Source organism: Bradyrhizobium sp. LMG 9283, from assembly GCF_045571415.1.
In the GTDB taxonomy this organism is placed as follows: Bacteria; Pseudomonadota; Alphaproteobacteria; order Rhizobiales; family Xanthobacteraceae; genus Bradyrhizobium.
Genome location: NZ_CP120691.1, coordinates 6114069 through 6138362, shown reverse-complemented (window position 1 = coordinate 6138362; position 24294 = coordinate 6114069). Strand labels below are relative to the sequence as shown.

20 protein-coding genes and 2 pseudogenes are annotated in these 24294 nt (G+C 64.8%); 13 read left to right on the top strand and 9 right to left on the bottom strand.

The genetic code is table 11. The features are described from left to right. Nucleotides 1-10: 10 nt before the first annotated feature. Both P6U29_RS28930 and P6U29_RS28925 read right to left on the bottom strand, forming a co-directional pair. Nucleotides 11-1360 (bottom strand): aspartate aminotransferase family protein, encoded by a 1350-nt coding sequence (locus P6U29_RS28930; protein ID WP_407113722.1) that lies wholly within the window; start codon nucleotides 1358-1360, stop codon nucleotides 11-13. A 3-nt stretch (nucleotides 1361-1363) separates the two neighbouring features. Next, nucleotides 1364-2236 (bottom strand): MurR/RpiR family transcriptional regulator, encoded by an 873-nt coding sequence (locus tag P6U29_RS28925; RefSeq protein WP_407113720.1) that lies wholly within the window; start codon nucleotides 2234-2236, stop codon nucleotides 1364-1366. A gap of 87 nt (nucleotides 2237-2323) precedes the next feature. Between P6U29_RS28925 and P6U29_RS28920 the strand changes: the two genes are divergently transcribed. Continuing rightward, a complete protein-coding gene (locus P6U29_RS28920; protein ID WP_407113718.1) occupies nucleotides 2324-3508 on the top strand; it encodes an amino acid ABC transporter permease in 1185 nt (394 codons plus the stop codon). Between the two features lie 2 nt (nucleotides 3509-3510). Next, nucleotides 3511-4617 (top strand): amino acid ABC transporter permease, encoded by a 1107-nt coding sequence (locus P6U29_RS28915; RefSeq protein WP_407113716.1) that lies wholly within the window; start codon nucleotides 3511-3513, stop codon nucleotides 4615-4617. 146 nt (nucleotides 4618-4763) lie between these two features. Here P6U29_RS28915 and P6U29_RS28910 read toward each other — a convergent pair whose 3' ends face one another. Both P6U29_RS28910 and P6U29_RS28905 read right to left on the bottom strand, forming a co-directional pair. Next, complete coding sequence (locus tag P6U29_RS28910) at nucleotides 4764-6179, bottom strand: amidase (RefSeq protein WP_407113714.1); 1416 nt, start codon at nucleotides 6177-6179, stop codon at nucleotides 4764-4766. 134 nt (nucleotides 6180-6313) lie between these two features. Further along, nucleotides 6314-7090 (bottom strand): SDR family oxidoreductase, encoded by a 777-nt coding sequence (locus tag P6U29_RS28905; protein WP_407113712.1) that lies wholly within the window; start codon nucleotides 7088-7090, stop codon nucleotides 6314-6316. 154 nt (nucleotides 7091-7244) lie between these two features. Between P6U29_RS28905 and P6U29_RS28900 the strand changes: the two genes are divergently transcribed. Beyond that, on the top strand, nucleotides 7245-8318 hold the full coding sequence (locus tag P6U29_RS28900) for a tartrate dehydrogenase (RefSeq protein WP_027571253.1): 1074 nt from the start codon (nucleotides 7245-7247) through the stop codon (nucleotides 8316-8318). Between the two features lie 59 nt (nucleotides 8319-8377). On the opposite strand, the gene P6U29_RS28895 is transcribed toward P6U29_RS28900, so the two are convergent. From P6U29_RS28895 to P6U29_RS28880, 4 genes are read right to left on the bottom strand one after another with little or no spacing between them, the layout of a single operon-like run. Continuing rightward, the gene (locus tag P6U29_RS28895) at nucleotides 8378-9451 is read right to left on the bottom strand and encodes a malate/lactate/ureidoglycolate dehydrogenase (protein WP_407113710.1); all 1074 of its coding nucleotides are present in this window, start codon (nucleotides 9449-9451) and stop codon (nucleotides 8378-8380) included. 11 nt (nucleotides 9452-9462) lie between these two features. Further along, nucleotides 9463-10374 (bottom strand): NAD(P)-dependent oxidoreductase, encoded by a 912-nt coding sequence (locus P6U29_RS28890; RefSeq protein ID WP_407113708.1) that lies wholly within the window; start codon nucleotides 10372-10374, stop codon nucleotides 9463-9465. 12 nt (nucleotides 10375-10386) lie between these two features. Beyond that, nucleotides 10387-11637, bottom strand: a complete 1251-nt coding sequence (locus P6U29_RS28885; RefSeq protein WP_407113706.1) for a Zn-dependent hydrolase — start codon at nucleotides 11635-11637, stop codon at nucleotides 10387-10389. A gap of 32 nt (nucleotides 11638-11669) precedes the next feature. Next, nucleotides 11670-12587 carry a LysR family transcriptional regulator gene (locus P6U29_RS28880; protein ID WP_407113704.1) on the bottom strand — a complete coding sequence of 306 codons (918 nt, stop codon included), beginning with the start codon at nucleotides 12585-12587 and terminating at the stop codon, nucleotides 11670-11672. A 121-nt stretch (nucleotides 12588-12708) separates the two neighbouring features. Between P6U29_RS28880 and P6U29_RS28875 the strand changes: the two genes are divergently transcribed. The 6 genes from P6U29_RS28875 (at nucleotide 12709) to P6U29_RS28850 (ending at nucleotide 18341) form a co-directional block, all read left to right on the top strand. Next, complete coding sequence (locus P6U29_RS28875) at nucleotides 12709-13524, top strand: putative hydro-lyase (RefSeq protein ID WP_407113702.1); 816 nt, start codon at nucleotides 12709-12711, stop codon at nucleotides 13522-13524. A 91-nt stretch (nucleotides 13525-13615) separates the two neighbouring features. Further along, nucleotides 13616-14860, top strand: coding sequence for an ABC transporter substrate-binding protein (locus P6U29_RS28870; RefSeq protein WP_407113701.1), 1245 nt, complete (start codon nucleotides 13616-13618; stop codon nucleotides 14858-14860). Nucleotides 14861-15108: 248 nt separating this feature from the next. Then, nucleotides 15109-15942, top strand: coding sequence for a branched-chain amino acid ABC transporter permease (locus tag P6U29_RS28865; RefSeq protein ID WP_407119443.1), 834 nt, complete (start codon nucleotides 15109-15111; stop codon nucleotides 15940-15942). Further along, complete coding sequence (locus P6U29_RS28860) at nucleotides 15942-16925, top strand: branched-chain amino acid ABC transporter permease (protein WP_407113700.1); 984 nt, start codon at nucleotides 15942-15944, stop codon at nucleotides 16923-16925. The genes P6U29_RS28865 and P6U29_RS28860 overlap by 1 nt, the downstream gene beginning before the upstream one ends. Continuing rightward, nucleotides 16922-17653 (top strand): ABC transporter ATP-binding protein, encoded by a 732-nt coding sequence (locus P6U29_RS28855; protein ID WP_407113698.1) that lies wholly within the window; start codon nucleotides 16922-16924, stop codon nucleotides 17651-17653. The genes P6U29_RS28860 and P6U29_RS28855 overlap by 4 nt, the downstream gene beginning before the upstream one ends. After that, nucleotides 17637-18341: an ABC transporter ATP-binding protein gene (locus P6U29_RS28850; RefSeq protein WP_407113696.1), complete on the top strand. Its 705-nt coding sequence runs from the start codon at nucleotides 17637-17639 to the stop codon at nucleotides 18339-18341. Before P6U29_RS28855 ends, P6U29_RS28850 begins: the two co-directional genes overlap by 17 nt. 293 nt (nucleotides 18342-18634) lie before the next feature. On the opposite strand, the pseudogene P6U29_RS28845 reads toward P6U29_RS28850, so the two are convergent. Continuing rightward, a pseudogene (locus tag P6U29_RS28845) lies at nucleotides 18635-19306 on the bottom strand (aldolase); the annotation flags it as partial. 104 nt (nucleotides 19307-19410) lie between these two features. Between P6U29_RS28845 and ltnD the strand changes: the two are divergent. From ltnD to P6U29_RS28825, 4 genes and pseudogenes are all read left to right on the top strand, one after another. Further along, nucleotides 19411-20328: an L-threonate dehydrogenase gene (ltnD, locus tag P6U29_RS28840; protein WP_407113694.1), complete on the top strand. Its 918-nt coding sequence runs from the start codon at nucleotides 19411-19413 to the stop codon at nucleotides 20326-20328. A gap of 15 nt (nucleotides 20329-20343) precedes the next feature. Further along, entirely contained in the window at nucleotides 20344-21126 is a 783-nt protein-coding gene (gene otnI / locus P6U29_RS28835; protein ID WP_407113692.1) for a 2-oxo-tetronate isomerase, read from the top strand. After that, entirely contained in the window at nucleotides 21123-22400 is a 1278-nt protein-coding gene (gene otnK, locus P6U29_RS28830; protein WP_407113690.1) for a 3-oxo-tetronate kinase, read from the top strand. Before otnI ends, otnK begins: the two co-directional genes overlap by 4 nt. 166 nt (nucleotides 22401-22566) lie before the next feature. Next, nucleotides 22567-24258, top strand: a pseudogene (locus tag P6U29_RS28825) (methyl-accepting chemotaxis protein). The last annotated feature ends 36 nt before the right edge of the window (nucleotides 24259-24294 follow it).

Below are 24294 nucleotides of genomic sequence, written 5' to 3'. Positions count from 1 at the left end.
CGCTCTCCCCTCAGTGATTGATGCTACGCAACACGTTGTCGACGGCAGTGCCGAGCTTGTCGACAATCAGGTCGATCTCGTCGACTGATGCGATATAAGGCGGCGCCAGCAGCACGTGGTCGCCGCGCACACCATCAACGGTACCGCCGCCCGGATAGCAGCCGAGCCCACCAGCGAAGGCCTCGGCTTTGATCTTCTGGTTCAGCTTGAGCGCCGGATCGAACGAGGTGCGCGTCGCGCGATCGGCGACGAGCTCGATCGCCCAGAACAGGCCGCGGCCCCTGATGTCGCCGACATGGCGGTGATTGCCGAAACGTTCGGTCAGGCGCTGCTCGAGCTGCCGGCCGCGTTCCTTGACTTGCTCGAGCAGACCGTCCTGCCGGATCACGTCCTGAACTGCGAGCGCGGCCGCGCAGGCGAGGGGGTGTGCAAGATAGGTGTGACCGTGCTGGAATGCGCCCGAGCCCGATCGGATGGTGTCGATGATCTTGCCGCTTGCGAGCATCGCACCGATCGGCTGGTAGCCGCCGCCGAGCCCCTTCGCGATCGCCTGGATATCAGGCGCCACGCCCTCCTGCTCCCAGGCATGTGTCGTGCCGGTGCGGCCCATGCCGCACATCACCTCGTCGAGGATCAGCAGCGCGCCGTGCCGATCGCAGATCTCGCGCACGGCTTTGAAGTAGCCGTCCGGTGCGGTCACGGCGCCGGCGGTGGCGCCGACGACGGGCTCGGCGAGGAACGCCGCCACGGTATCGGGTCCGAGCCGCTGAAACTCGGCTTCGAGCTCGGCGGCCAGCCGCGCCACGAACTGCGCGTCGGATTCACCCTCGCGCTTCTCGTGATAGGCGAAGGCCGGCGTCACGTGACTGAAAGCGGTCGAGAGCAGCGGCGCATAGGGTGCGCGGCGCCAGGCATTGCCGCCGGCGGCGAGCGCGCCGAGCGTGTTGCCGTGATAACTCTGCCGCCGGGCGATGAAGTGCTGCCGCTGCGGCTCGCCGCGCTCGATGAAATATTGCCGCGCCAGCTTGATGCTGGCCTCGATCGCCTCCGATCCGCCGCTGACGAAATAGGCATAGGCGAGGCCGCCGGGTTCGTGTCCCACCAGCGTTTCGGCAAGTGCTTCTGCCGGCTCGGAGGAGAAGAAAGCAGTATGCGCATAGGCGAGAATGGAGGCCTGCTTTGCCATCGCCGCGATCACACGCGGATGCTGGTGGCCGAGGCAGGAGACCGCCGCCCCGCCGGAGGCGTCGATGATGCGGCGCCCGTCCTCGGCAAAGAGATAAACGCCTTCGCCGCCGATCGCCTTGGGCGGCGTTTCGCGTAGCGAGCGATGCAGCACGCGGCTGGTGCGAGTGCTCATGGATCAACCTTTCTCCGAGACGTAAGTCGAGGCCGCAGCAAGCCGCGCCTCGGTATTTTCCAGACGCTTTTTCGCGGCGGCGCCGCCGAGCGAGAACGTCACCGCAGCAAGCGACTGGGCGATCGCGATGGCGCCGGTGAGGCTCGGGAAGAAGCCGGGCGACGATGCTGCTTCGAACAGCAGCACGTGGTCGGCGCCCTCGGCCATCGGCGCCGCGAGGCTGTCGGCAATCGCGATCAGCGTAGCGCCGCTGCGATGAGCGGCTTGCGCGACGCAGACGCTTGCATGTGTGTAGGGCAGGAAGCCGATCACGATGACGGCTTCGCCGGGGCGGAAGACGCCGAGATCGAGATCGTCGGGACCGGATGCGCCGACGAGTTGCACCTGCTCGGGGCGGAACAGTCGCAGCTCGTAGTTCAAGAGCTCCGCAACACTGCGGCAGCTTCGATAGCCTGCGATCCAGATCCGCTTGGCGTCGTGCAGCGCGCGCGCTGCTTCGGCGATCGGCTGGGCCGGGATGCGCGGAAGGCCGGCGGCCTCGGCCTCGAGCTTGTCGATGACGAGTGCGACATCGGCGTTCGGCCCATGGCGGCGGCCCTTTGTGCGGCCGGAGAAGGGCGCGGTCTGCAACGGCCGCCGTGCCTCGGTCAGCGCCGCACGCAGTTCGTCCCAGCCGGAATAGCCTATCGCCTTGGCAAGCCGCGTGAACGCGGCCGGATCGGCGCCGGCTTCTGCCGCGAGATCGCGCATTGAGCGGGTGGTGGCGTCATAGTCATTGGCCGCGACGAAGCGCCCGACCTCCTGCAGCCGCATCGGCAGCGATGGCAACGCGATGCGCAGTTCGCTCAAGGGCGAGGATTTCGCGGGCTCAGCCATGAAACATTTGTTGCATGAAACGGAGTTTGGTGCAACAGTTGACGTGCGCCGCCGGAAATCGCTGCATTTGAGAAGGATTTTTGTGCTGTGACCGCCGATCATCCCAGACCGCCGCCACGCCGCCGCTTCTTCGCGCTTGGGCGGAACGAATTGAAGGGCCTGCTCTGGCAGGTCTTGGTGGTCGGCATCGCGGTCGCAGTGATCGTCTTCCTCTGGTCCAACACCGTCACCAATCTCTCGGCCCGGCGCATCACGACCGGCTTTGCCTTCCTCGGCCGCGAGGCCGGCATGCCGATCGCCGACAGCGTGCTCGCCTACAATCCGAGGGACACCTATTTCTGGGCGTTCGTCGTCGGCATCGCCAACACCTTGCGCGTCGCCGTGATCGGCGTCGTTCTTGCGACGATCCTGGGCACGCTGATCGGGATCTCGCGGCTGTCGGCCAACTGGCTGCTGTCGCGGCTCGCCGCCGTCTATGTCGAAACGCTCCGCGACATCCCGCTGCTGCTTCAGCTCCTGTTTTGGTACGTGCTGATGCAGGCCTTGCCGGCTGCACGCGCCGCCTGGCGACCCGTCGAGGGCGTGTTCCTCTCCAATCGCGGCCTGATCCTGCCGGCGATCCCGTTCGGGCCGCCGCAACTCGCGGTGCTCGGCGCTGCGGTGTTGGGTTGCGCGGTGTTCTATATCATCCGGCGATGGCTGGTCGCGCAGCAGATGCGTGACGGCAGGCCGCGGCCAGCCTGGCCGTTTGCGCTCGGCCTCATGGTCGTGATGCCGGTGGCGGTCTCGCTCGCGCTCGGCGTGTCCTGGTCGATCGAATGGCCGCAGCTGCGCGGCTTCAACTTCGTCGGCGGCCTGACGCTCGCGCCGGAATATTTCGCGCTGCTGATCGCGCTCGTCACCTACACCTCGGCCTTCATCGCCGAGATCGTTCGCAGTGGCATCCAGTCGGTGCCGCGCGGCCAGTGGGATGCCGCCAGCGCGCTCGGCCTGCGCCGCAGCTTCATGCTGCGGCAGATCATCCTTCCGCAGGCGCTCCGCGTCATCGTGCCGCCGATGACGAGCCAGTATCTCAATCTGACCAAGAACTCCTCGCTCGCGGTCGCGATCGGCTACCAGGACGTGGTCTCGATCGCCAATACCACGCTGAACCAGACCGGGCAGGCGATCGAAGCCATCGCCCTGATCATGGCGGTGTTCCTGACCATCAGCCTTTCGATCAGCTTCTTCATGAACTGGTACAATGCACGCATCGCGCTGGTGGAGCGCTGATCATGACCGTAATCACGGACATTCCGGACGCCCCGCGCGCCGCCCGCCGCCCGCAGATGGGCAATCCGGTGCTGCGATGGCTTCGCACCAATCTGTTCTCCTCGATCCCGAATGGCATCATCACGGTCGTTCTGCTGGCGCTGCTCGCCAAGGGGATCTTCAGCTTCGTACAATGGGGTATGGCGAACGCGGTGTGGCTGACGCCGGCGAACAATTCCAGCGCCTGCCGCGCTGTGCGTGGCGTCGGCGCCTGCTGGGCGATCATTCCCGAGAAATATCGCTTTATCCTGTTCGGCACCTATCCGTTCGACGAGCAGTGGCGGCCGGCGCTATCGGTCGTGCTGTTCATCGCGCTGTATTACCTCTCAACCCGTCGCGCGCTGTGGCGGCGCGAGCTGATTTATCTCTGGATTGGTGCGCTGGCGCTGATCAGCGTTCTGATGTGGGGTGGCGTGTTCGGGCTGTCCTTCGTCTCGCAGGACCGCTGGGGCGGCTTGCCGGTGACGCTGATCCTTGCAACGTTCGGATTGGCGTTCGGTTTCCCGCTCGGCATCCTGGTCGCGCTCGGCCGGCGCTCAAAACTGCCGGCGATCCGCTCGCTCAGCGTGCTCTATGTCGAGCTGATCCGCGGCGTACCGCTGGTGAGCCTGTTGTTCATGGCGAGCGTGATGTTTCCGCTGTTCATGCCCAGCGGATTCAACATCGACAAACTGCTGCGCGCTCAGATCGCGATCATCCTGTTCGCCGGTGCCTACCTCGCCGAAGTGATCCGCGGCGGGCTTCAGGCCGTGCCGCGCGGGCAATACGAAGCCGCCGACGCGCTGGGCCTGTCCTACTGGCGCAAGCACCGGCTCATCGTCCTGCCGCAAGCGATCCGCCATGTCATCCCGCCGCTGGTCAACACCTTCATCGCCTTCTTCAAGGACACCAGCCTCGTGCTGATCATCGGCATCTTCGATCTGCTGACGACGGCCAAGACCGCGATCATCGATCCGGCCTGGCAGCAATTTTCGGTCGAGGTCTACATTTTCGTGGCCGCGATCTATTTCATGTTCTGCTTCGCGATGTCGCGCTACAGCCGCAGCCTGGAGGCGACGAGCGGGAGATGAGCTCTCGTGTCCCAGACAAGGTGCAGCGCGCCGGCGCTGCGCCGCAGAGCCGGGACCAGAATATCCACGGGCACTCGTCGTGACATGGGCCCCGGTTCTGCAGCGCACCGCCGAAGAGGCGCTGCGCTGCGTCCGGGGCACGACAGTTACATCTTCACCTTCGGATCAATCGGCGTAGTGCCGCGCAGGCCCAGAATATCCTCCAGCACCTTCGAGCCGGCGATCAGCTGCGCGTCGGCCCGCGGAGCGCCGACGACCTGCACGCCGACCGGCAGGCCTGATGCCGTGAAGCCGCACGGCAGCGACAGCGACGGGCAGCAGGCCAGCGTGATGGCGTAGACGATGCCGAGCCACTCGATGTAGTTCTCGAACCTCTTGCCGGCGCATTCGGCGACATAGCGATTTTCGATCGGGAAGGGCGGCACGATCGTCGTCGGTGTCAGCAGCAGATCGTAGGTCTTGAAGAACTCGATCGCTCGCGCGGTCATGCCGACGCGCTGGGCCTCGGCCCGGGCCAGCTGCTCCACCGTGAGCTTGAGGCCTTCCTCGATGTTCCAGATCACCTCGGGCTTGAGCAGGTCGCGCTTGGTCCTCAGCAAGTTGGCCTTGGTGATCGCGAAATCGAACGCGCGCAGCACGTGGAAGCACTCATGCGCCTCGCGCCAGTCCGGATGCGCCTCCTCGACGATGGCGCCGGCCTTCGCGAACCGTTCGGCGGCCTTGCGCGTGATCGCCTTTACCTCGGGATCGACCGGCGTGATGCCGAGATCGGGCGAATAGGCGATGCGCTTCGGCTTCTTGCCCGCCTGCGCCGCCGACAGGAACGAGGTTGCGGGCGCCGGCAGCGACAGGGGATCGTCCGCATAGTCGCCGCTCATGGCATCCAGCAGCAGCGCGAGATCCTCGACATTGCGCGCCATCGGGCCGACGACGCCGAGATTGCGATCGATACCCGACTTGGGCGTGTGTGCGACTCGGCCGATGCTCGGCCGCATGCCCACGACGCCGCAGAACGCCGCGGGGCTGCGCAAGCTGCCGCCCATGTCGGAGCCCTGCGCCAGCCAGGCCATGCCGGTCGCAAGCGCCGCCGCCGCGCCGCCGGACGAGCCCGCTGCCGATTTCGTCGTGTCCCAGGGATTGAGTGTCGCGCCGAACACCTCGTTGAAAGTGTTGGCGCCGGCGCCGAATTCCGGCGTGTTCGACTTGGCGTAGACGACCGCGCCATTGGCCTCGAGGTTCTCGACCATGAGGTCGGATTTCGCGGGGATGTTGTCCTTGAAGATCGGCGAGCCCTGCGTGTTCAATACGCCCGCGACGTCGGTCAGGTCCTTGATCGGCACCGGCAGGCCTGCGAGCAGCCCGCGCGCACCGGCGGGCTTGCGCATCAGCGCTTTCGCGCTATCCCGCGCGCGATCGAAGCACAGTATCGGCAGCGCGTTGACCTTGCTGTCAACTTCGCCGATGCGCTTCTCCAGTACATCCAGGAGCTCAAGCGGCGAGATGTCGCCGGAGCGCAGCTTGTCGACCACGGTGCAGGCGGTTTCGCGGATCAGGTCAGACAAGTCTATAACTCCTCATTGTCGTGTTCGTCATTTCGGGGTGATGCGCAGCATCGAACTATGGTGCGCCCTTGCGCACCTGAGAATCTCGAGATTCCGGGTTCACCCTTCGGGCGCCCCGGATTGACTCATGTGCGCTAACCCCAGCCAGCGCTGATGCCGCCGTCGACCGTGTAGATCACGCCAGAGGTATAGCCGGCGCGATCTGACGCCAGGAACGCCATGAGGTCGCCGATCTCGCGCGCATGCGCGGGCCGGCCGAGCGGCAGGCTCTTCTGGAATTCCTTGTAGCGGCTCTCGTCGCCGAACTGGTGTTTTGCGCGCGTCTTGAGCAGGCTGACGTGGCGGTCGGTACCGACGGGCCCGGGATTGATGCCGACGACGCGGATGTTGTCGGCGAGGCTCTTGCCGCCGAGCGCGCGGGTGAACGCCATCAGCGCGGCATTGCCGGCGCTGCCGCAGATGTAATTGGCGTCGAACTTTTCGCCGGCCGCGCCGATATCGTTGACGATGACGCCGCCGCCTTTCGCCTTCATCTGGGCGTAGATGTACCGCGTCAGGTTGATATAGCCGAACACCTTCAATTCCCAGGCGTGCCGCCAGGTCGCCTCGTCGATCTTGTCGATCGAGCCGCCGGGGATGTCGCCGGCATTGTTGACGAGCACGTCGATATCGGCAGCTTCTTTCGCCAGCCGCGCCACGTCCTCTTCCTTGCGCAGATCGACGATGCTCGTTGCGGCGTCGATCTGGTGCGCTGCGCGCAAGCGGTCGGCCAGCGCCTTCAGCGCCTCGCCGCTGCGGGCCGCGAGGAGGAGATGCGCGCCTTCCTCGGCAAAGGCCTCGGCGGCGGCTGCGCCAATGCCCTTGGACGCGCCGGTGATCAGGACGCGCTTGCCACGCAGATGCAGATCCATGAGGGGTACTCGTTCGTGGGAACAGGATCAAATCAGTAGGCGCTCGGCCGCGCCATGGTCAACATTGCAGTGCAGCGTTGCACTGCCGCCGCGTTTGGTCCATTGCAGTGCGGTCAAAACGCGGCGGCTGCCGGACCAACCAAGGACGTTCTCGATGAGCAAGAAACAATACCGGATCGCAGTCATTCCTGGCGACGGCATCGGCAAGGAAGTGATGCCGGAAGGTCTGCGCGTTCTGGAGGCGGCCGCCAAGAAGCACGGCGTCTCCGTGCATTTCGACCATTTCGACTTCTCGTCCTACGACTATTACGAGAAGCACGGCCAGATGATGCCCGATGACTGGAAGGAGAAGATCGGCAAGCACGATGCGATCTATTTCGGTGCGGTGGGCTGGCCGGCCAAGATTCCGGATCACGTCTCGCTATGGGGCTCGCTGATCAAGTTCCGCAGGGAGTTCGACCAGTATGTGAACCTGCGCCCGGTGCGGCTGATGCCCGGCGTGCCGTCGCCGCTGGCGGGCCGCAAGCCCGGCGACATCGATTTCTGGGTGGTGCGCGAAAACACGGAAGGCGAATATTCCTCCGTCGGAGGCCGCATGTTCCCGGACACCGACCGCGAGTTCGTCACCCAGCAGACGGTGATGACTCGCACGGGCGTCGATCGCATCCTGAAATTCGCCTTCGAGCTCGCGCAGTCGCGACCGAAGAAGCACCTGACCTCGGCGACGAAGTCCAACGGCATCTCCATCACCATGCCGTACTGGGACGAGCGTGTGGAGGCGATGGCCAAGAAATTCCCGGGCGTGAAGTGGGACAAGTACCACATCGACATTCTCACGGCGAATTTCGTGCTGCATCCGGACTGGTTCGACGTCGTGGTCGGCTCGAATCTGTTCGGCGACATTCTCTCCGACCTCGGCCCGGCCTGCACCGGCACCATCGGCATCGCACCGTCAGGCAACATCAATCCCGAGGGCGATTTCCCCTCGGTGTTCGAGCCTGTTCACGGCTCGGCGCCCGATATCGCAGGTCAGGGTATCGCTAATCCGATCGGCATGATCTGGTCGGGCGCAATGATGTTCGAGCATCTCGGCGAGAAGGAAGCCGGCAAGTCGATCGTCGAGGCGATCGAGCGCACGCTGGCCGAACGCACGCTGCGCACCAAGGACCTCGGCGGCAATGCTGACACGACGGCTTGCGGCAAGGCGGTCGCGGATATGGTGGATTAGCGAGCTGCTTCACCCTCTCCCCTTGTTGTGGGAGAGGGTGGCTTCGTGCCCCGCGCCGATCAGCCCGCAATCTTCTCGATCGCCGCCTGATCCAACCCGAACTTCTTCCCGGCTTCTAGAATCTCCTGCCAGGTGTTCGGATCGACTGGAATGCCTTCGGCAAGGCGCTTCTTCTTGGTCTCGCGCTCGGGCTCGCCGGCGATCCTGACCTTGTCGACGCCGGGTGCGGGCGGCGAGCCGGTGTGCCAGGCGACGAAGCTCTCGACCTCGCGTGCGAGATTTTCGGCGGTGCCGAGCTTGGTCGGGTCGATGATGATCGACAGCATGCCGTTGAGGACGTTGTATTTGCCGTCGGACGGACCCTTCACTACCTGTCCGCCGGAGAGTGCGCCGCCGAGGATTTCGCACACGAGCGCGAGCCCCGATCCCTTGTGCTCGCCGAACGGCAGGATGGCGCCGTACGGCGGGATCACGGTGTAGCGCGGATTGACGGTGGGCTTGCCTTCGTTGTCGATGATCATGCCGGGCTCCAGCTCGACGCCCTTGTTGTGGGCGACGCGGGTCTTGCCCTGCGCGATTCTGCTGGTGGCGAAGTCGAGCACGATGGGGTCCTTGCCCCTGCGCGGAATGCCGACGCAGAACGGGTTGGTGCCGTGGCGCGCATCGCTGCCGCCCCAGGGTGCCACGATCGGGCGCGAGATCACGTTGACGAAGTGGATCGACACCAGCCCGTGGTCGATGCACTGCTCGGCCCAGTGGCCGATGCGGCCGATGTGGTGCGAGTTGGAGAGGCCGACGAGACACACGCCGTTGCGCTTGGCGCGCTCGGCCGCCAGTTCCATCGCCTCATGACCGATCACCTGGCCATAGCCGGTGAGGCCGTCGAGCGTGAGGAGCGGACCAGTGTCGAGCACGATCTTGACGTGCTGATTCACGGCGAGGCCACCATTGGTGACGCTCTGGACATAGCGCGGGATCATGCCGACGCCGTGGGAGTCGTGTCCCTTCAGATTGGCCTCGACGAGATTGGTGGACACGAGCTCGGCTTCGCGGTCGGTAGACCCACCCGCCTTGACGATGGCGCGGATGGCATTGCTGAGCGGCTCTGCCTTGATGGTGCGATAGTCGGCCATTGTTGTTGCTCTTATCCTTGCGCGATCCGGCGGCAGTGGACCCAGGCCGCTTCAATCAGGTTTTCGCTCGCTTCCGGCGTGCGGAAGGCAGAATGCGCCGACAGCGTTACGTTTGGCAGCTTCGTTAGCGGATGATCGCCGGGCAGTGGTTCGATGTTGAAGACATCGAGGCCGGCATGGCGAATGTGGCCGGATTTCAGCGCGTCGATCATGGCGGCCTCATCGACGATTGCGGCGCGGGCGGTGTTGATGAGAATGACGCCTGGCTTCATCTTCGCGATCTTCTCGCGCGTGATCATGCCGCGTGTCTCGTCGTTGAGCAGCAGATGCAGCGACACGACGTCACTTCTGGCCAGCACCGTATCGAGATCGGTGAACTCGACACCGGGATGGCTCTTGGGCGAGCGATTCCAGGCGATCACCTTCATGCCGCTGCCGGAGGCAATGCGCGCGACTTCCGCGGCGATGCCGCCGAAGCCGATCAGGCCGAGCGTCTTGCCGGTCAGCTGCATGCCGTCCTCGCGCAGCCAGTTGCCGGCCCGCATCTCGCGGTCCATCATGGCGATGACGCGGGCCGAGGCCCACATCAGCGCGATCGCGGATTCGGCGACCGCCGTGTCGCCATAGCCCTTGATCAGGTGCACGGAGATGCCGAGTTCGGCGAGCTCCTCCGGGTTCATGTAGCTGCGGGCGCCGGTGCCGAGGAACACGACGTGCTTAAGGCCGCTGCATTTCCTCGCCACCTCAGTGGGAAGCGCCGTGTGGTCGACGATGGCGATCTCTGCGCCGTCGAGAATCTCAGGATATTGCTCAGGCTTGATATCAGGGTCCCTGTGGATCCGGACCTTGGGAGCATCAGGCTTCTCCAGCCGCTCCATGATCGCCGCGAGGGTTTCATTGGCGTCGACGAAAACTCCGCGCATGGTTCTCTCCGGTCAGGATGCGACGCCGGCGATCGCCAGCACAGTATGCATGAGGACGTTGGTGCCCGCGGCGCAGTCACCCTGCGTGGCGTCCTCGAGCTCATTATGGCTGATGCCGTCCTTGCAGGGTACGAACACCATTGCCGCCGGCATGACGGTGTTGAGATTGCAGGCGTCGTGGCCGGCGCCGGAGGTGATGCGGCGGGAGGAATAGCCGAGCGTCTTCGCGGCGTTCTCGACTGCCGCAATCAGCTTCGGATCGAAATGCGTCGGCGCCTTGCGCCAGACCAGATCGATCTTGACCTCGACTTTGCGGCGTGCGGCGATCTCGGCGATCGCCGCACGAAGGTCGCGATCGAGCGAGTCCATGATGGCGCCATCGGCGCTGCGGCAGTCCATGGTGAAGGCGATCTCGCCGGGAATGACGTTGCGCGACGGGTTTGCGATCACGGCCTCGCCGATGGTGCCGACCGCGTTCGGCCCGTGCTTCTTGGCAATCGCCTCCATGGCCAGCACGATCTCCGACAGTGTCGCCAGCGCATCGCGCCGCAGCAGCATCGGGGTCGAACCCGCATGGCTCTCGAAGCCGGAAATCTTGCCGTCGTACCACAATACGCCCTGGCCGGAATCGACGACGCCGATGGTCTTGCCTTCCGCTTCCAGAATTGGCCCCTGCTCGATGTGCAATTCGACGAAGCAGCCGAGCTTCTGGAAGCCGACCGGCTTGTCGCCGCGATAACCGATGCTGTCGAGTGCCTGGCCGACGGTCGTGCCTTCGGCGTCCTTGCGCGACAGGATGTCGTCGGTGGTGAAGTCGCCGACATAGGCGGCAGAGGCCATCATCGCAGGTGCGAAGCGCGAGCCTTCCTCGTTGGTCCAGTTGACGACGCAGATCGGCGCCTCGGTCTCGATGCCGGCATCGTTCAGCGTGCGGATCACCTCCAGCGCGCCGAGCGTTCCCAGGATGCCGTCATACTTGCCACCGGTCGGCTGGGTGTCGAGATGCGAGCCGATGCCGACCGGCGGCTTCGACATGTCGCGGCCCTTGCGCAGGCCGAACTGTGATCCGAGCGCGTCGACGTGGACTTCCAGTCCGGCATCTTCGCAGGCCTTGCGGAACCAGTCGCGCACCTGCTTGTCTTCGCTGCTGAGCGTCAGCCGCCGCACGCCGCCTTTGGCGGTCGCGCCGAATTGCGCGGTCTCGTGGATGGAGCCCCAGAGGCGGGCGGAATCGATTTGTAGATTGGTGGCGGCTCGGCTCATGCGGTCGTTCTCTCTTTTGTCCGGCGCCTTTTTCAATGACGCGCCAGCGCGGGCGCGTCAACCGCGAGGCTGCTCTGCGCAATCTGCCGTGCGAGCTCGGCAACGCGCTCCACGGCGACGACGTCCGGCGAGGCGAGCCAGCTCGCCGTGAAGGTCAGCGGCGCGATGGCGAGATCGGTGTCGAGCAGTTGCAGTCGCCCGTCGGCGAGCTCGTTCTCCACGATGGCGTCGGGGATCACGGCGATACCGAGTCCCTCGACCGCCATGTGGATGACGGTCGCCAGCGAAGCGGACGCATGCAGCCTGATCGGCGGCAGCTCCGGGCGGTCGAACACCTCGCGCACGACCTCGTAAGGCTTGGTCTTGCGCGGGAAGGTGATGATCGGAAACCGCGCAAGCTCCGCCGGCGTCACCGGGCCCTTGCCGAGCCCCAGCGAGGGGCTCGCGAGGAATCCGATCGGATAATCGGCGAGCACGCGATTGTGCACACCGGAGGCGGACAGCGGCCCGACCACGAAGGCGAGCTCGATCTCCTGCGCGAGCAGGCGCGCGGTGAGGTTCGGCGTGATGTCGACCTCGATCTCCAGCGACAGGTTCGGGTAGACCTCGTTCACGCTCTTCACGAGCCGCGGCAGCCAGGTGTGCACGATGGTCTCGGCGACACCGAGCCGCATCACGCCGCGCATCGCCGACCGGTCGCCGATCTCCGCCATCATCGCGGCGCGCAGGCCGATCAGCTTTTCCGCATAGACCATCATCTGCCGGCCACTCGGTGTCGGCGAGGCGATGCGATGATCGCGGTTCAGGAGCTTCACGCCCATCTCGCGTTCGAGCTGGGCGATGCGCTGGGAGATCGCCGGCTGCGTGGTGTTGAGCCTTTGCGCGGCGCCACGGAAGCTGCCGAGCTTCACAACCCAGAGGAATGTCTCGATCGACCTGAAGTCCAGCATTGGAAGGGATTTTCCCAGTCGATAAATCAGATTTATCGAGATTGATTAGAAACGACGATTAGACTTTATAGCACGCTTGGTGTTGGCTTGTCTTTGTCGAGTTTATAGGCAGGTCGATCACATGACTGTTTTGGTGGCAGCGCAGCAAACTGAAACGCCCGACGCCCTTCCGAGCCGCAAGGCCCGGCTCGCCTACCGCGAGGGGCTGGTCGCCTCCACCGCCGGCGTTGCCCCCGGCTACGTTCAGGGCAATCTGGCAATCCTGCCGGCCGAATATGCCGCCGCCTTTCACCGCTTCTGCCAGCTCAATCCGAAGCCGTGCCCGATCATCGGCATGTCCGACGTCGGCAGTCCTTTCATCCCCTCGCTCGGCGCCGATCTCGACATCCGCACTGACGTCCCCCGCTACCGCGTCTGGCGCGATGGCGAAGTTGTGGACGAACCGACCGACGTGACCAAGTATTGGCGCGACGATCTCGTCACCTTCGTGCTCGGCTGCTCCTTCTCGTTCGAAGAGGCGCTGCTCGACGAGGGCATGCCGATCCGGCACATCGAGCAGAACGTGCGCGTGCCGATGTATCGCACCAACATCGCCTGCGGCGCATCAGGTCCGTTCGCCGGTCCCATGGTGGTGTCGATGCGTCCGTTCAAGCCGGCCGATGCGATCCGCGCGGTGCAGATCACCTCGCGCTATCCCGCCGTGCACGGCGCGCCCGTGCATCTCGGCCATCCGCACCTGATCGGCATCAAGGACATTGCCAAGCCCGACTACGGTGATCCGGTGCCCGTCGCCGACGACGAGATCCCGGTGTTCTGGGCCTGCGGCGTGACGCCGCAATCGGTCATCAATGCGGCCAAGCTTCCGTTCGCGATCACGCATTCGCCCGGCTTGATGCTGGTGACGGATCTCAAGAACAGGGCCATGGCCGTGATTTAGTGGGCAGCGTTTGCTGCTTCTTCAGGCTTTACGCTATCTGCCAATCGCTTCATTCGATCAGCCGACATTCAAGTAAACAGGGGACTTTGTCATGACGATCACTCGCCGCGACGTGTTGTTGGGAGCCACCGCCACTGCCGCTCTGGTGCCGCTGGCAGCACGCGCACAGACCTCGGAAGTGGTGATCGGCGTGATCTATCCGTTCTCCGGCGGCAGCGCGCAGCAGGGCGTCGACGCGCAGAAGGCCTATGAGACTGCGCTCGAGGTCATCAACAAGGACACCGATTTCGACCTGCCGCTGGCGAAAGGCGAAGGCCTGCCGGGTCTCGGTGGTGCGAAGATTCGCCTCGTCTTCGCCGACCACCAGGCCGATCCGCAGAAGGGACGCGCCGAGGCCGAGCGCCTGATCACGCAGGAGAAGGTCTGCGCCATCATCGGCACCTATCAGAGTGCGGTGGCCGTCACCGTCAGCCAGATCTGCGAACGCTATCAGGTCCCGTTCGTTTCCGCCGACAACTCCTCGCCGAGCCTGCATCGTCGCGGCCTGAAATATTACTTCCGCGCTGCGCCGCACGACGAGATGTACTCGGCTGCGATGTTCGACTTCTTCGACGCCATGAAGAAGAAAGGCACCAAGATCGAGACGCTGTCGCTGTTCCACGAGGACACCATCTTCGGCACCGACTCCGGCAATGCCCAGACCAGGATCGCCGGCGAGCGCGGCTACAAGATCGTCACCGACATCAAGTATCGCGCCAACTCGCCCTCGCTCTCGGCCGAGGTGCAGCAGCTCAAGACCGCCAATTCCGACGTGTTGATGCCGTCGAGCTACACCACCGACGGCATCCTCTTGGTCAAGACCATGGCCGAGCTCGGCTACAAGCCGAATGCGATCGTGGCGCAGGACGCCGGCTTCTCCGAGAAGGCGCTCTACGATGCTGTCGGCGACAAGCTCGAAGGCGTGATCTCGCGCGGCACCTTCTCGCTCGACCTCGCGCAGAAGCGCCCGATGGTCGGCAAGATCAACGAGATGTTCAAGGCGAGGTCGGGCAAGGATTTCAACGATCTCACCTCGCGCCAGTTCATGGGCCTGATCATCCTCGCCGACGCCATCAGCCGTGCCAAGTCGACCGACGGCGAGAAGATCCGCGATGCGCTTGCCGCGACCGACATCCCGGGCGAGCAGACCATCATGCCCTGGAAGCGCGTCAAGTTCGACGAGATGGGCCAGAACAACGACGCCGATCCGGTGCTGCTGCAATATGTCGGCGGCAAGTTCGTCACCATCTTCCCGCCGCAAGCCGCGATCGCCGAGGCGATCTGGCCGATGAAGTAGCATTCGCGGGTTGAGGACCGTGAGGGGTGGGAGGATCAAACTGCTCCCACACCGTCATTGCGAGGAGCCCGCGACAAAATTGCGAAGCAATTTTGCGCTGGCGACGAAGCAATCCAGACTGCTTCCTCGGAAACACTTCTGGATTGCTTCGCTTCGCTCGCAATGACGGAGCCTATCGTGATGTATCGAGCGGGGGACTAGAGGTGACAGCCCAAGCCATTATCCAAAGTCTCGCGAGCGGCCTTCTCATGGGCCTGCTCTATGGACTGATCGCGGTCGGCCTTGCGCTGATCTTCGGCCTGATGGACGTCGTGAACTTCGCCCATGGCGAGTTCCTGATGATCGCGATGTATGCGAGCTTCTTCCTGTTCGCGTTCTTCGCCATCGATCCCTTGCTGTCGGCGCCGCTGGTCGCCGCCGCACTCTTCGTGTTCGGGGCAGTGGTCTACCTGCTCATTGTACGCTTCGCCATGCGAGCCAAGGCCAATGCCGGCATGGTGCAGATCTTCTCCACCTTTGGCCTCGCGATCGTGATGCGTGGCCTCGCGCAGTTTTTCTTCACGCCGGACTATCGCAGCATCCCGCAGTCGTGGCTCGGCGGCAAGACGGTGTCGATCGCGGGCATCTTCCTGCCGGAGCCGCAGCTGATCGGTGCGCTGGTCTCGATTCTCGCCTTTGCCGGCCTCTACTTCTTCATCCATCGTACCGATTTCGGCCGTGCGCTGGAGGCGACGCGTGAGGATCCCGGCGCCGTCGCCCTCGTCGGCATCGACAAGAACCGCGTGTTCGCGCTCGGCTGGGGCCTGGGTGCCGCGCTGGTCGGTCTCGCCGGCGCGATCATGGCGGTGTTCTTCTACATCTATCCCGACGTCGGCGCGTCCTTCGCCCTGATCGCCTATGTCACGGTGGCGCTCGGCGGCTTCGGTAGCGTGTTCGGCGCCTTCGCCGGCGGCATCATCGTCGGCCTCGTCGAGGCGGTCACGGCCCTGGTTTTGCCGCCCTCGCTAAAGTCGGTCGGCATCTACGCCGTCTATCTGCTGGTTGTCTTCATTCGGCCGCGCGGCCTGTTCGGGTCGATGTGATGGACAAGAATTTTGCCGCGCGGCGCCGCCGCGATCTCATTATTGCCGCGGTGCTGGCCGCCCTCGCAGCACTGGCACCGCTGTTCGTCAAGGACGTCTACGTCCAGAACATCCTGATCCTGACTTTGATGTATGCGGCGCTGTCGCAGAGCTGGAACATCCTGTCCGGCTATTGCGGCCAGATCTCGCTGGGTCACGCGCTCTATTTCGGCATCGGCGCCTACACCACCGAGCTGCTGTTCACCAAGTTCGGCGTGCTGCCCTGGTTCGGCATGCTCGGCGGCGGTGTGATCGCCGCACTCATCGCGATGGGACTCGGCTATCCCTTCTTCCGCCTGCGCGGCCATTATTTCGTGATCGCGACCATCGTCATTGCGGAGATCGGGCTGCTCTTGTTCCAGAACTGGGAGTGGGCGGGAGCCGCGATGGGTATCACTATTCCGATCCGCGGCGACAGTTGGCTGAAATTCCAGTTCCTGCGCACCAAGCTGCCGTACTTCTATTTCGCGCTGGCGCTCTGCTGTCTCGCTTGGTTCGTCACCTGGTGGCTCGAGGACTCCAAATGGGGCTTCTGGTGGCGCGCAGTGAAGGACAATCCGGAGGCGGCCGAAAGCCTCGGCGTCGTCGTGTTCAACTCCAAGATGGGCGCGGCCGCCGTCTCCGCCTTCCTGGTTGCGATCGGCGGCGCCTTCTATGCGCAGTTTCTCGCCTATATCGATCCCGAGAGCGTGATGGGCTTCCAATTCTCGCTGCTGATGGCGCTGCCGGCCGTGCTCGGCGGGATCGGCACCCTCTGGGGTCCGGTGCTTGGCGCCGCCATCCTGATCCCGATGACGGAGCTGACGCGCTCCTATATCGGCGGCTCCGGACGCGGCGTCGATCTCATCGTCTATGGTGCGCTGATCGTAGCGATCTCGCTGGCCCTGCCGCGAGGCTTGGTGAGCCTGTTCTCCCGGGCAAAACCGAAGGGAGTCACACGATGAGCGCGCTCCTTGAAACCCGCGGCGTCTGGCAGCGCTTCGGCGGCCTGGTCGCCAACAGCGACGTCTCGATCTCGGTCGGTCGCGGCGAGATCGTCGGTCTGATCGGTCCGAACGGTGCCGGCAAGTCGACGCTGTTCAACCTCATCGCCGGCGTGCTGCCGCCGACCCAAGGCTCGATCTGGTTCGACGGCGAGGATGTCACCCACATGCCGGCGGCCGAGCGCTGCCAGCGCGGGGTGGGCCGCACCTTCCAGGTGGTCAAGAGTTTTGAGACCATGACGGTCGTCGACAACGTCATCGTCGGCGCGCTCGTGCGCAATACTGTGATGCGCGAAGCACGTCGCAAGGCGCATGAGGTGCTCGAGTTCACCGGCCTTGCCGCGCGCGCCGACGTGCTCGCGAGCGACCTGGTGCCGGCCGAGAAGCGCCGCCTCGAAGTCGCGCGCGCGCTCGCGACCGAGCCAAAGCTGTTGCTGCTCGACGAAGTCCTCACTGGCCTAACGCCGACCGAGGCGCAGACCGGCGTCGCGCTGGTGCGCAAAGTGCGCGATGCCGGCATCACCGTCTTGATGGTCGAGCACGTCATGGAGATCGTGATGCCGCTGGTCGACCGCGCCATCGTGCTCGACCTCGGCAAGGTGCTGGTCGAGGGCAAGCCTGCCGACGTCGTCCGCGATCCCAAGGTGATCAAGGCATATCTGGGAGATCGTCATGCTGTCGGTGCGTGAAGTCACGACGGCCTATCAGGGCCTGGTCGCGATCTCCGCGGTTTCGATCGAGGTCCAGAAGGGCGAGATCGTCTGCGTCGCCGGCGCCAACGGCGCGGGCAAGTCGACGCTGCTGAAATCCATCGCCGGCGCCGAACGCCCGCGCTCGGGTACCGTGACCTTCGACGGCAAGCGCCTCGACGGCATGGCGCAGCACCACATCACGGCCACCGGCATCGCCTATGTGCCGGAAAACCGCCGCCTGTTTCCGCGCCTATCCGTTCGCGATAATCTTCGTCTCGGCAGCTATCTCTATCGCGGCGAGGCAGACCGCGAGGGGCCGCTCGATCTCGTCTTCAACCTGTTTCCGCGGCTGTCCGAGCGCCTGGAGCAGCGCGCCGAGACGCTCAGCGGCGGCGAGCAGCAGATGCTTGCGATCGGCCGCGCACTGATGACGCGCCCGCGGCTGTTGATGCTGGACGAGCCCTCGCAGGGCATCATGCCGAAGCTGGTCGACGAGATCTTTCAGGCGGTGCAGCGCATCCGCGACGCTGGCATGACCGTGCTGATCGTCGAGCAGCGCATGGCCGAATGCCTGGAGATCGCCGACCGCGCCTATATCCTGCAGACCGGCCGTGTGCTGATGCAGGGCCCGTCCGCCGAGATCAAGGGCAATCCCGACGTGAGGAAGGCGTATCTGGGGCTATAGCTCCGAGCACCCTGCCGTAGCCCGGATGAGCGCAGCGATATCCGGGGCAAATGGTCCCGCATGTCGCTGTGCTCATGCGGCTACGCTTTCTTCGCCGCGGAAGCGGCCTTCAACATTTGCTCGACGATTCCATCAAATTCGCTTTTGGCGATCGGGTCCGCCTTGCCGATCTCGTCATATGCCGGGCTTGTCTTTGGCCACCAATGATGGTGACGCCCGGCCCGATCAAGGATACGGGCCGCTGCTTCGACCTGTGCGTCCGTCGGTCCCGTTGCCTCGATCGCCCCATGCGAGTGCCCGTGCCCGTGCTCCGGCAGCGTCACCCCGAACACCTTCACCAGATCCTTCACCTGCTCCGGCGACAGGTACCGCGGGTTCATCCCGCGCAGCAGCAGGTACAGCTTCGCCGTCTCCTCCAGCTCCTCCGTCGCAAACACTGCCGCTTCCAGCGTGTCGCCGGCGACGACCGGGCCGTGATTGGCGAGCAGCACGGATGAGTATTTCCCCGCCAGGCCCTTGATCGCATCCGCGACCGCGGGGTCGCCGGGGCGGTAATAGGGCACGAGCGCGGTGGCGCCGCATTTCATCAGGTAATAGGCCGTCATCGGCGGCAGCGCGGCACGCGGGTCGATCTCGGGCAGCATCGAAAGTGCGACCGAATGGGTGGAGTGCAGATGCACGATCGCGCGTGCACTGCCGCGCGTGTCGTAGAGCGCCGTGTGCAGCGGAACTTCCTTGGTCGGCGCATCGCCCGAGACCAGCTGGCCTCGGCTATCCAGCCGCGACAGCTTCGCGGGGTCGAGGAAGCCGAGCGAGGCGTTGGTCGGCGTCACCAGCCAGCCGCCATCGTCCATCTTGACGCTGATATTGCCGGAGGAGCCCGGCGTCAGCCCGCGCTCGAACAGGGACCGTCCGAAGCGGCAGATATTCTCGCGCAGCAATGTCTCGTTGCTCATGGCCGTCATGCCTGCTTGTCTCACGCTTTGGCAGCGCGGCCAAGCCGTGATATCGGTTCGGCGAGCCGCCGCAAAGGGCGGCCTTCCTGGAAACGTTCGCAAGGGTCAGTTGCATGTCGGCCTCCACGTCACAAAATCAGCGTATCGCCGTCGTCGGGCTCGGCTCGATGGGTTTTGGTATGGCAACCTCGCTGAAGCGCGCCGGCCATGCCGTGACCGGCTGCGACGTTTCGGCGGATGCCGTCGCGCGTTTCGTGAAGGATGGCGGCGCGGGCGCCAAGACCCCGGCCGAAGCGGCCAAGGAGGCCGATATCGTCGTCAGCGTCGTCGTCAATGCGGCGCAGACCGAGGCGATCCTGTTCGGCAAGGATGGTGTCGCCGAGACCATGCCGAAGGACAGCGTCTTCATATCCTCCGCCACCATGGATCCCGACGTGGCGCGGCGCCTGGCCAAGCAGTTGGAGGCGACCGGCCGGCACTATCTGGATGCGCCGATCTCCGGCGGGGCGCAGCGCGCCGCGCAAGGCGAGCTGACGATTCTGGCCTCCGGCAGTTCCGCCGCTTTTGCCAAGGCGCGGCCCGCGCTTGATGCCATGGCGGCAAAGCTCTACGAGCTCGGTGATGCCGCCGGGCAGGGCGCTGCGTTCAAGATGATCAATCAATTGCTCGCCGGAGTGCATATTGCCGCCGCCAGCGAAGCCATGGCCTTTGCGGCCAAGCAGGGCCTCGACATCCGCAAGGTCTATGAGGTGATCACGGCCTCCGCCGGCAATTCCTGGATGTTCGAGAACCGGATGCCGCATGTGCTGGACGGCGATTACACACCGCGAAGCGCGGTGGAGATCTTCGTCAAGGACCTTGGCATCATTCAGGACATGGCGCGCAGCGCCAGATTCCCGGTGCCGGTCTCCGCCGCGGCGCTCCAGATGTTCCTGATGACCTCAGCCGCCGGCATGGGCCGCGACGACGATGCGTCGGTCGCGCGGATGTATGCGCAGGTCACCGGCGTCAAGCTGCCTGGCGACAAGTAAGCAAGAGGATCTGCGATGCCCCGTTTCGCCGCCAACCTCTCGATGATGTTCACCGAGGTGCCGTTCCTCGACCGCTTCGATGCCGCCGCGCAAGCGGGCTTCACCGCCGTCGAGTTCCTCTTTCCTTACGAGCATCAGGCCGAGGCGGTCGGCGAGCGGCTTCAGCGCAACGGCTTGACGCAGGCGCTATTCAATCTGCCGCCGGGCGACTGGAATGCCGGCGAAAAAGGCTTTGCGGCGCTCCCGGCGCGGTTCAATGATCTGAAGGCGAGCCTGGAGACGGCGCTGCCTTATGCCAAGGCGACCGGCGTCAAGCGGCTGCACCTGATGGCCGGCATCGCCAACCGCAGCGAGCGCGTTGCGATCGAGGCGTTCTACAAATCGGTGGCCTGGACCGCGGAGTTCTTCGCGCCGCACGGCATCGACGTCGTGATCGAGCCGATCAATGCGCGTAACGTGCCCGGCTACTTCCTCAACGATTTCGGCTTCGCGCGTGATCTGATCCAGGAGCTGAGGCTTCCGAATCTAAAACTACAGTTCGACATCTATCACTGCCAGATCATCCACGGCGACGTCACCATGCGGCTGCGCGAGATGATGCCGATCATCGGCCACATCCAGATCGCCAGCATTCCCTCGCGCAACGAGCCTGACGGCGAGGAGCTGAACTATCCGTTCCTGTTCGAAGAGCTCGACCGGCTCGGTTATGCCGGCTTCGTCGGCTGCGAATACAATCCGCGCGGCAAGACCACCGACGGCCTTGCCTGGTTCAAGCCTTTTGCTGGAGTGAAGTCGTGACACTTGCGTTAGGCTGCATCGCCGACGACTATACCGGCGCCTCCGACCTCGCCAACACGCTGACGCGCGCTGGCTTGCGTACCGTGCAGACCATCGGCGTGCCGGCGGACGATCTCGCGCTGCCTGGGGTCGACGCCGTCGTGGTGTCGCTGAAGAGCCGCTCGATCGAGCCCGGACTTGCCGTGTCGCGCTCGCGTGCGGCGGAGGCGTGGCTGCGCGGCCGCGGCGCGGGCCACGTGTTGTTCAAGATTTGCTCGACTTTCGATTCCACAGACGCCGGCAATATCGGTCCCGTCATGGACGCGCTGCGCGCCGACTGCGGCGAGGGGGCCGTTCTGGTGACGCCGGCGTTCCCGGAGACCGGCCGTACCGTCTACCAGGGCAACCTCTTCGTCGGCGCCGTGCCGCTCAACGAGAGCCCGCTGAAGGACCATCCGCTCAACCCGATGCGCGATTCCAACCTGGTGCGCGTGCTGGCGCGCCAAAGCAGGACGCAGATCGGCCTCGTCGATCTCGCCACCGTCACGCGCGGGGCCGATGCCGTGCGGGCGCGGCTGGCCGAGCTGGCGGGCAAGGGCATCGGCGCTGCGATCATCGATGCCGTGTTCGATCGCGACCTCGAGACCATCGGCCTTGTCGCCGCCGGACATCGGCTCTCGGTCGGTGCCTCCGGCATCGGCCTTGGGCTCGCGCGCGCGTTGGTGTCGACGGGCAAGGTCAGGTCGGCTGCGGTAAGCAACGAAGCCGGCGCTGCGGTCGGCGGATCGGTGGCGTGTCTTGCCGGAAGCTGCTCGCAAGCGACGCTTCAGCAGATCGCGAATGCCGAGCGTGTCATGCCAGTGTTGCATCTCGATCCCGAGCAGATCGTCGCGGCCGCCGGCGAAGCACAGCGCGCGCTCGCCTGGGCTCGGCCGCGGCTCGCCGACGGTCCGGTGCTGATCGCTTCGAGCGCGACGCCGGAAGCCGTTGCCGCCGTTCAGGCACGCCATGGCCGCGATGCCGCTGGCCACGCCATCGAGCAGGCCATGGCTGATCTCGCCGAGGGCCTGGTGCAGGCCGGTGTCCGGCGCTTGATCGTCGCCGGTGGCGAGACCTCCGGTGCCGTGGTCGATCGGTTGAAGATTCCTGGATTTCTCGTAGGAGTAGAGATCGCGGCGGGGGTCCCGGTGCTGCGCGCGGTCGGCGTAGAGGCGGGCGAGATGTTGCTCGCCCTAAAGTCCGGAAATTTCGGCGGTGCTGAATTCTTCACGGATGCGCTTAGGCTCATGCGCTGAGCGCAGAGCATTCTTAGCTGGCTGTTCATTTCGGGCTCCGTACTCGTACGGAGTCGCAGTTAACGTCTGCACAGGTGCTCTGGTGTTGGATGTCGGCGCCGCTCCTTTTGGTTGATTCGTAAAATCTTTGGACGCGCGCCCGCGCCAATACTAAAGAGTCCTCAATATGCTCGCCAAGATCTCCATCCGCGTCAAGATCATCAGTGTCGTGGCGTTCCTGCTGGTTGCGATGGCCGGCATGGGCCTTCTCGCGGTCATGAAGATGCGGTCGATAAACGCCAACACCGTGGATATCACCACCAACTGGATGCCCAGCGTGCGTGTGCTGGGCGACCTCCGCGCCACCGTCCTTACCTATCGCAACGTCATCCGCGAGCACATGCTGGCCGAAACGCTGGATGAAAAGCTGGAGGCGGAAAAGACCGCGGCGATCGTAACCGAGATGTTGGCCAAGGCTCGAAAGGAGTACGAGCCGATGATCACCTCGCCGGAATAGCGGGCGCTCTATGCCGAATGGTCGAAGCTTTGGAGTGAGTATCAGAAGGGTGCCCAGGACGTCATGGAGCTGTCACGGATGGAAGCGGGCAAGGTGCCGCACGGATCCCATGAGCTCAACACCAAGACAGTCAACAAGATCGGCCTGAAGTCCGACGAGGTGCTGCAGAAAGATATCGAACTCAACACCAGGGGCGGCGACCGGGCCGCCCGGGATGCGGCCGACAGCTACGCCAATGCCTTCATGCTGGTCTCGATCATTCTCGGCGCTGCCGTGCTCGTCGGCGTCGGTGTCGGCTTCTATCTCGTCCACGACGTCTCCAGCGGCATCAACTCCATCACACTGCCCATGCAGGCGCTGGGCAAGGGCGACCTCTCCGCCGAAGTCCCGCATCGCGGCGAGAAGACCGAGATCGGCGCCATGGCCGACGTGCTCCAGATCTTCAAGGAGGCGCTGATCGCCAAGAAGGCCGCGGACGAAGCCGCCGCGGCCGATGCCGAGGCCAAGATCGAGCGCGGCCGCCGCGTCGACAACATCACCCGCGAATTTGAAACGATGATCGGGGAGATCGTCCAGACCGTATCGTCGGCCTCGACCCAGCTCGAAGCCTCCGCCTCGACCCTGACCGCGAGCGCCGACCGCTCGCAGCGGCTCGCGACCACGGTTGCCGGCGCTTCGGAGGAAGCCTCGACCAACGTGCAATCGGTGGCCTCGGCGACGGAGGAGATGGCGTCGTCGGTCGGCGAGATCAGCCGTCAGGTGCAGGAGTCGGCGCGGATGGCGGGCGACGCCGTCGGCCAGGCGCGTGCCACCACCGAGCGCGTCAGCGAGCTCTCCAAGGCGGCCTCGCGCATCGGCGACGTCGTCGAGCTGATCAACACCATCGCCGGGCAAACCAACCTCCTGGCCCTGAACGCCACCATCGAGGCGGCGCGCGCGGGCGAAGCCGGTCGCGGCTTCGCGGTCGTCGCCTCCGAGGTGAAGGCGCTCGCCGAGCAGACCGCAAAGGCGACTGGCGAGATCGGCCAGCAGATTTCCGGCATCCAGACGGCGACCAACGACTCCGTCGGCGCGATCAAGGAGATCTCCTCGACCATCGAGCGTTTGTCGGAAATCTCGTCGGCGATCGCGGCGGCGGTGGAAGAGCAGGGCGCCGCCACGCAGGAGATCGCCCGCAACGTGCAGCAGGCGACGCAGGGCACCCAGCAGGTATCGTCCAACATCACCGACGTGCAGCGCGGCGCGACCGAGACCGGCACGGCCTCCTCGCAGGTGCTGTCGGTGGCGCAGATGCTGTCGAACGATTCCAACCGGCTCAAGAGCGAGGTCAGCAAATTCCTGACCAATGTCCGCGCGGCGTAAGACGCGCGGCTGCATGGCTGCGATGTAGATTCCGCA

Excerpts from the sequence above, each read along its gene's own strand:
- P6U29_RS28930 (WP_407113722.1), bottom strand. The coding sequence starts at position 1,360 with ATGAGCACTCGCACCAGCCGCGTGCTGCATCGCTCGCTACGCGAAACG.
- P6U29_RS28925 (WP_407113720.1), bottom strand. The coding sequence starts at position 2,236 with ATGGCTGAGCCCGCGAAATCCTCGCCCTTGAGCGAACTGCGCATCGCG.
- P6U29_RS28915 (WP_407113716.1), top strand. The coding sequence starts at position 3,511 with ATGACCGTAATCACGGACATTCCGGACGCCCCGCGCGCCGCCCGCCGC.
- P6U29_RS28905 (WP_407113712.1), bottom strand. The coding sequence starts at position 7,090 with ATGGATCTGCATCTGCGTGGCAAGCGCGTCCTGATCACCGGCGCGTCC.
- P6U29_RS28900 (WP_027571253.1), top strand. The coding sequence starts at position 7,245 with ATGAGCAAGAAACAATACCGGATCGCAGTCATTCCTGGCGACGGCATC.
- P6U29_RS28895 (WP_407113710.1), bottom strand. The coding sequence starts at position 9,451 with ATGGCCGACTATCGCACCATCAAGGCAGAGCCGCTCAGCAATGCCATC.
- P6U29_RS28890 (WP_407113708.1), bottom strand. The coding sequence starts at position 10,374 with ATGCGCGGAGTTTTCGTCGACGCCAATGAAACCCTCGCGGCGATCATG.
- P6U29_RS28885 (WP_407113706.1), bottom strand. The coding sequence starts at position 11,637 with ATGAGCCGAGCCGCCACCAATCTACAAATCGATTCCGCCCGCCTCTGG.
- P6U29_RS28880 (WP_407113704.1), bottom strand. The coding sequence starts at position 12,587 with ATGCTGGACTTCAGGTCGATCGAGACATTCCTCTGGGTTGTGAAGCTC.
- P6U29_RS28875 (WP_407113702.1), top strand. The coding sequence starts at position 12,709 with ATGACTGTTTTGGTGGCAGCGCAGCAAACTGAAACGCCCGACGCCCTT.
- P6U29_RS28870 (WP_407113701.1), top strand. The coding sequence starts at position 13,616 with ATGACGATCACTCGCCGCGACGTGTTGTTGGGAGCCACCGCCACTGCC.
- P6U29_RS28865 (WP_407119443.1), top strand. The coding sequence starts at position 15,109 with ATGGGCCTGCTCTATGGACTGATCGCGGTCGGCCTTGCGCTGATCTTC.
- P6U29_RS28860 (WP_407113700.1), top strand. The coding sequence starts at position 15,942 with ATGGACAAGAATTTTGCCGCGCGGCGCCGCCGCGATCTCATTATTGCC.
- P6U29_RS28855 (WP_407113698.1), top strand. The coding sequence starts at position 16,922 with ATGAGCGCGCTCCTTGAAACCCGCGGCGTCTGGCAGCGCTTCGGCGGC.
- P6U29_RS28850 (WP_407113696.1), top strand. The coding sequence starts at position 17,637 with ATGCTGTCGGTGCGTGAAGTCACGACGGCCTATCAGGGCCTGGTCGCG.
- ltnD (WP_407113694.1), top strand. The coding sequence starts at position 19,411 with ATGTCGGCCTCCACGTCACAAAATCAGCGTATCGCCGTCGTCGGGCTC.
- otnI (WP_407113692.1), top strand. The coding sequence starts at position 20,344 with ATGCCCCGTTTCGCCGCCAACCTCTCGATGATGTTCACCGAGGTGCCG.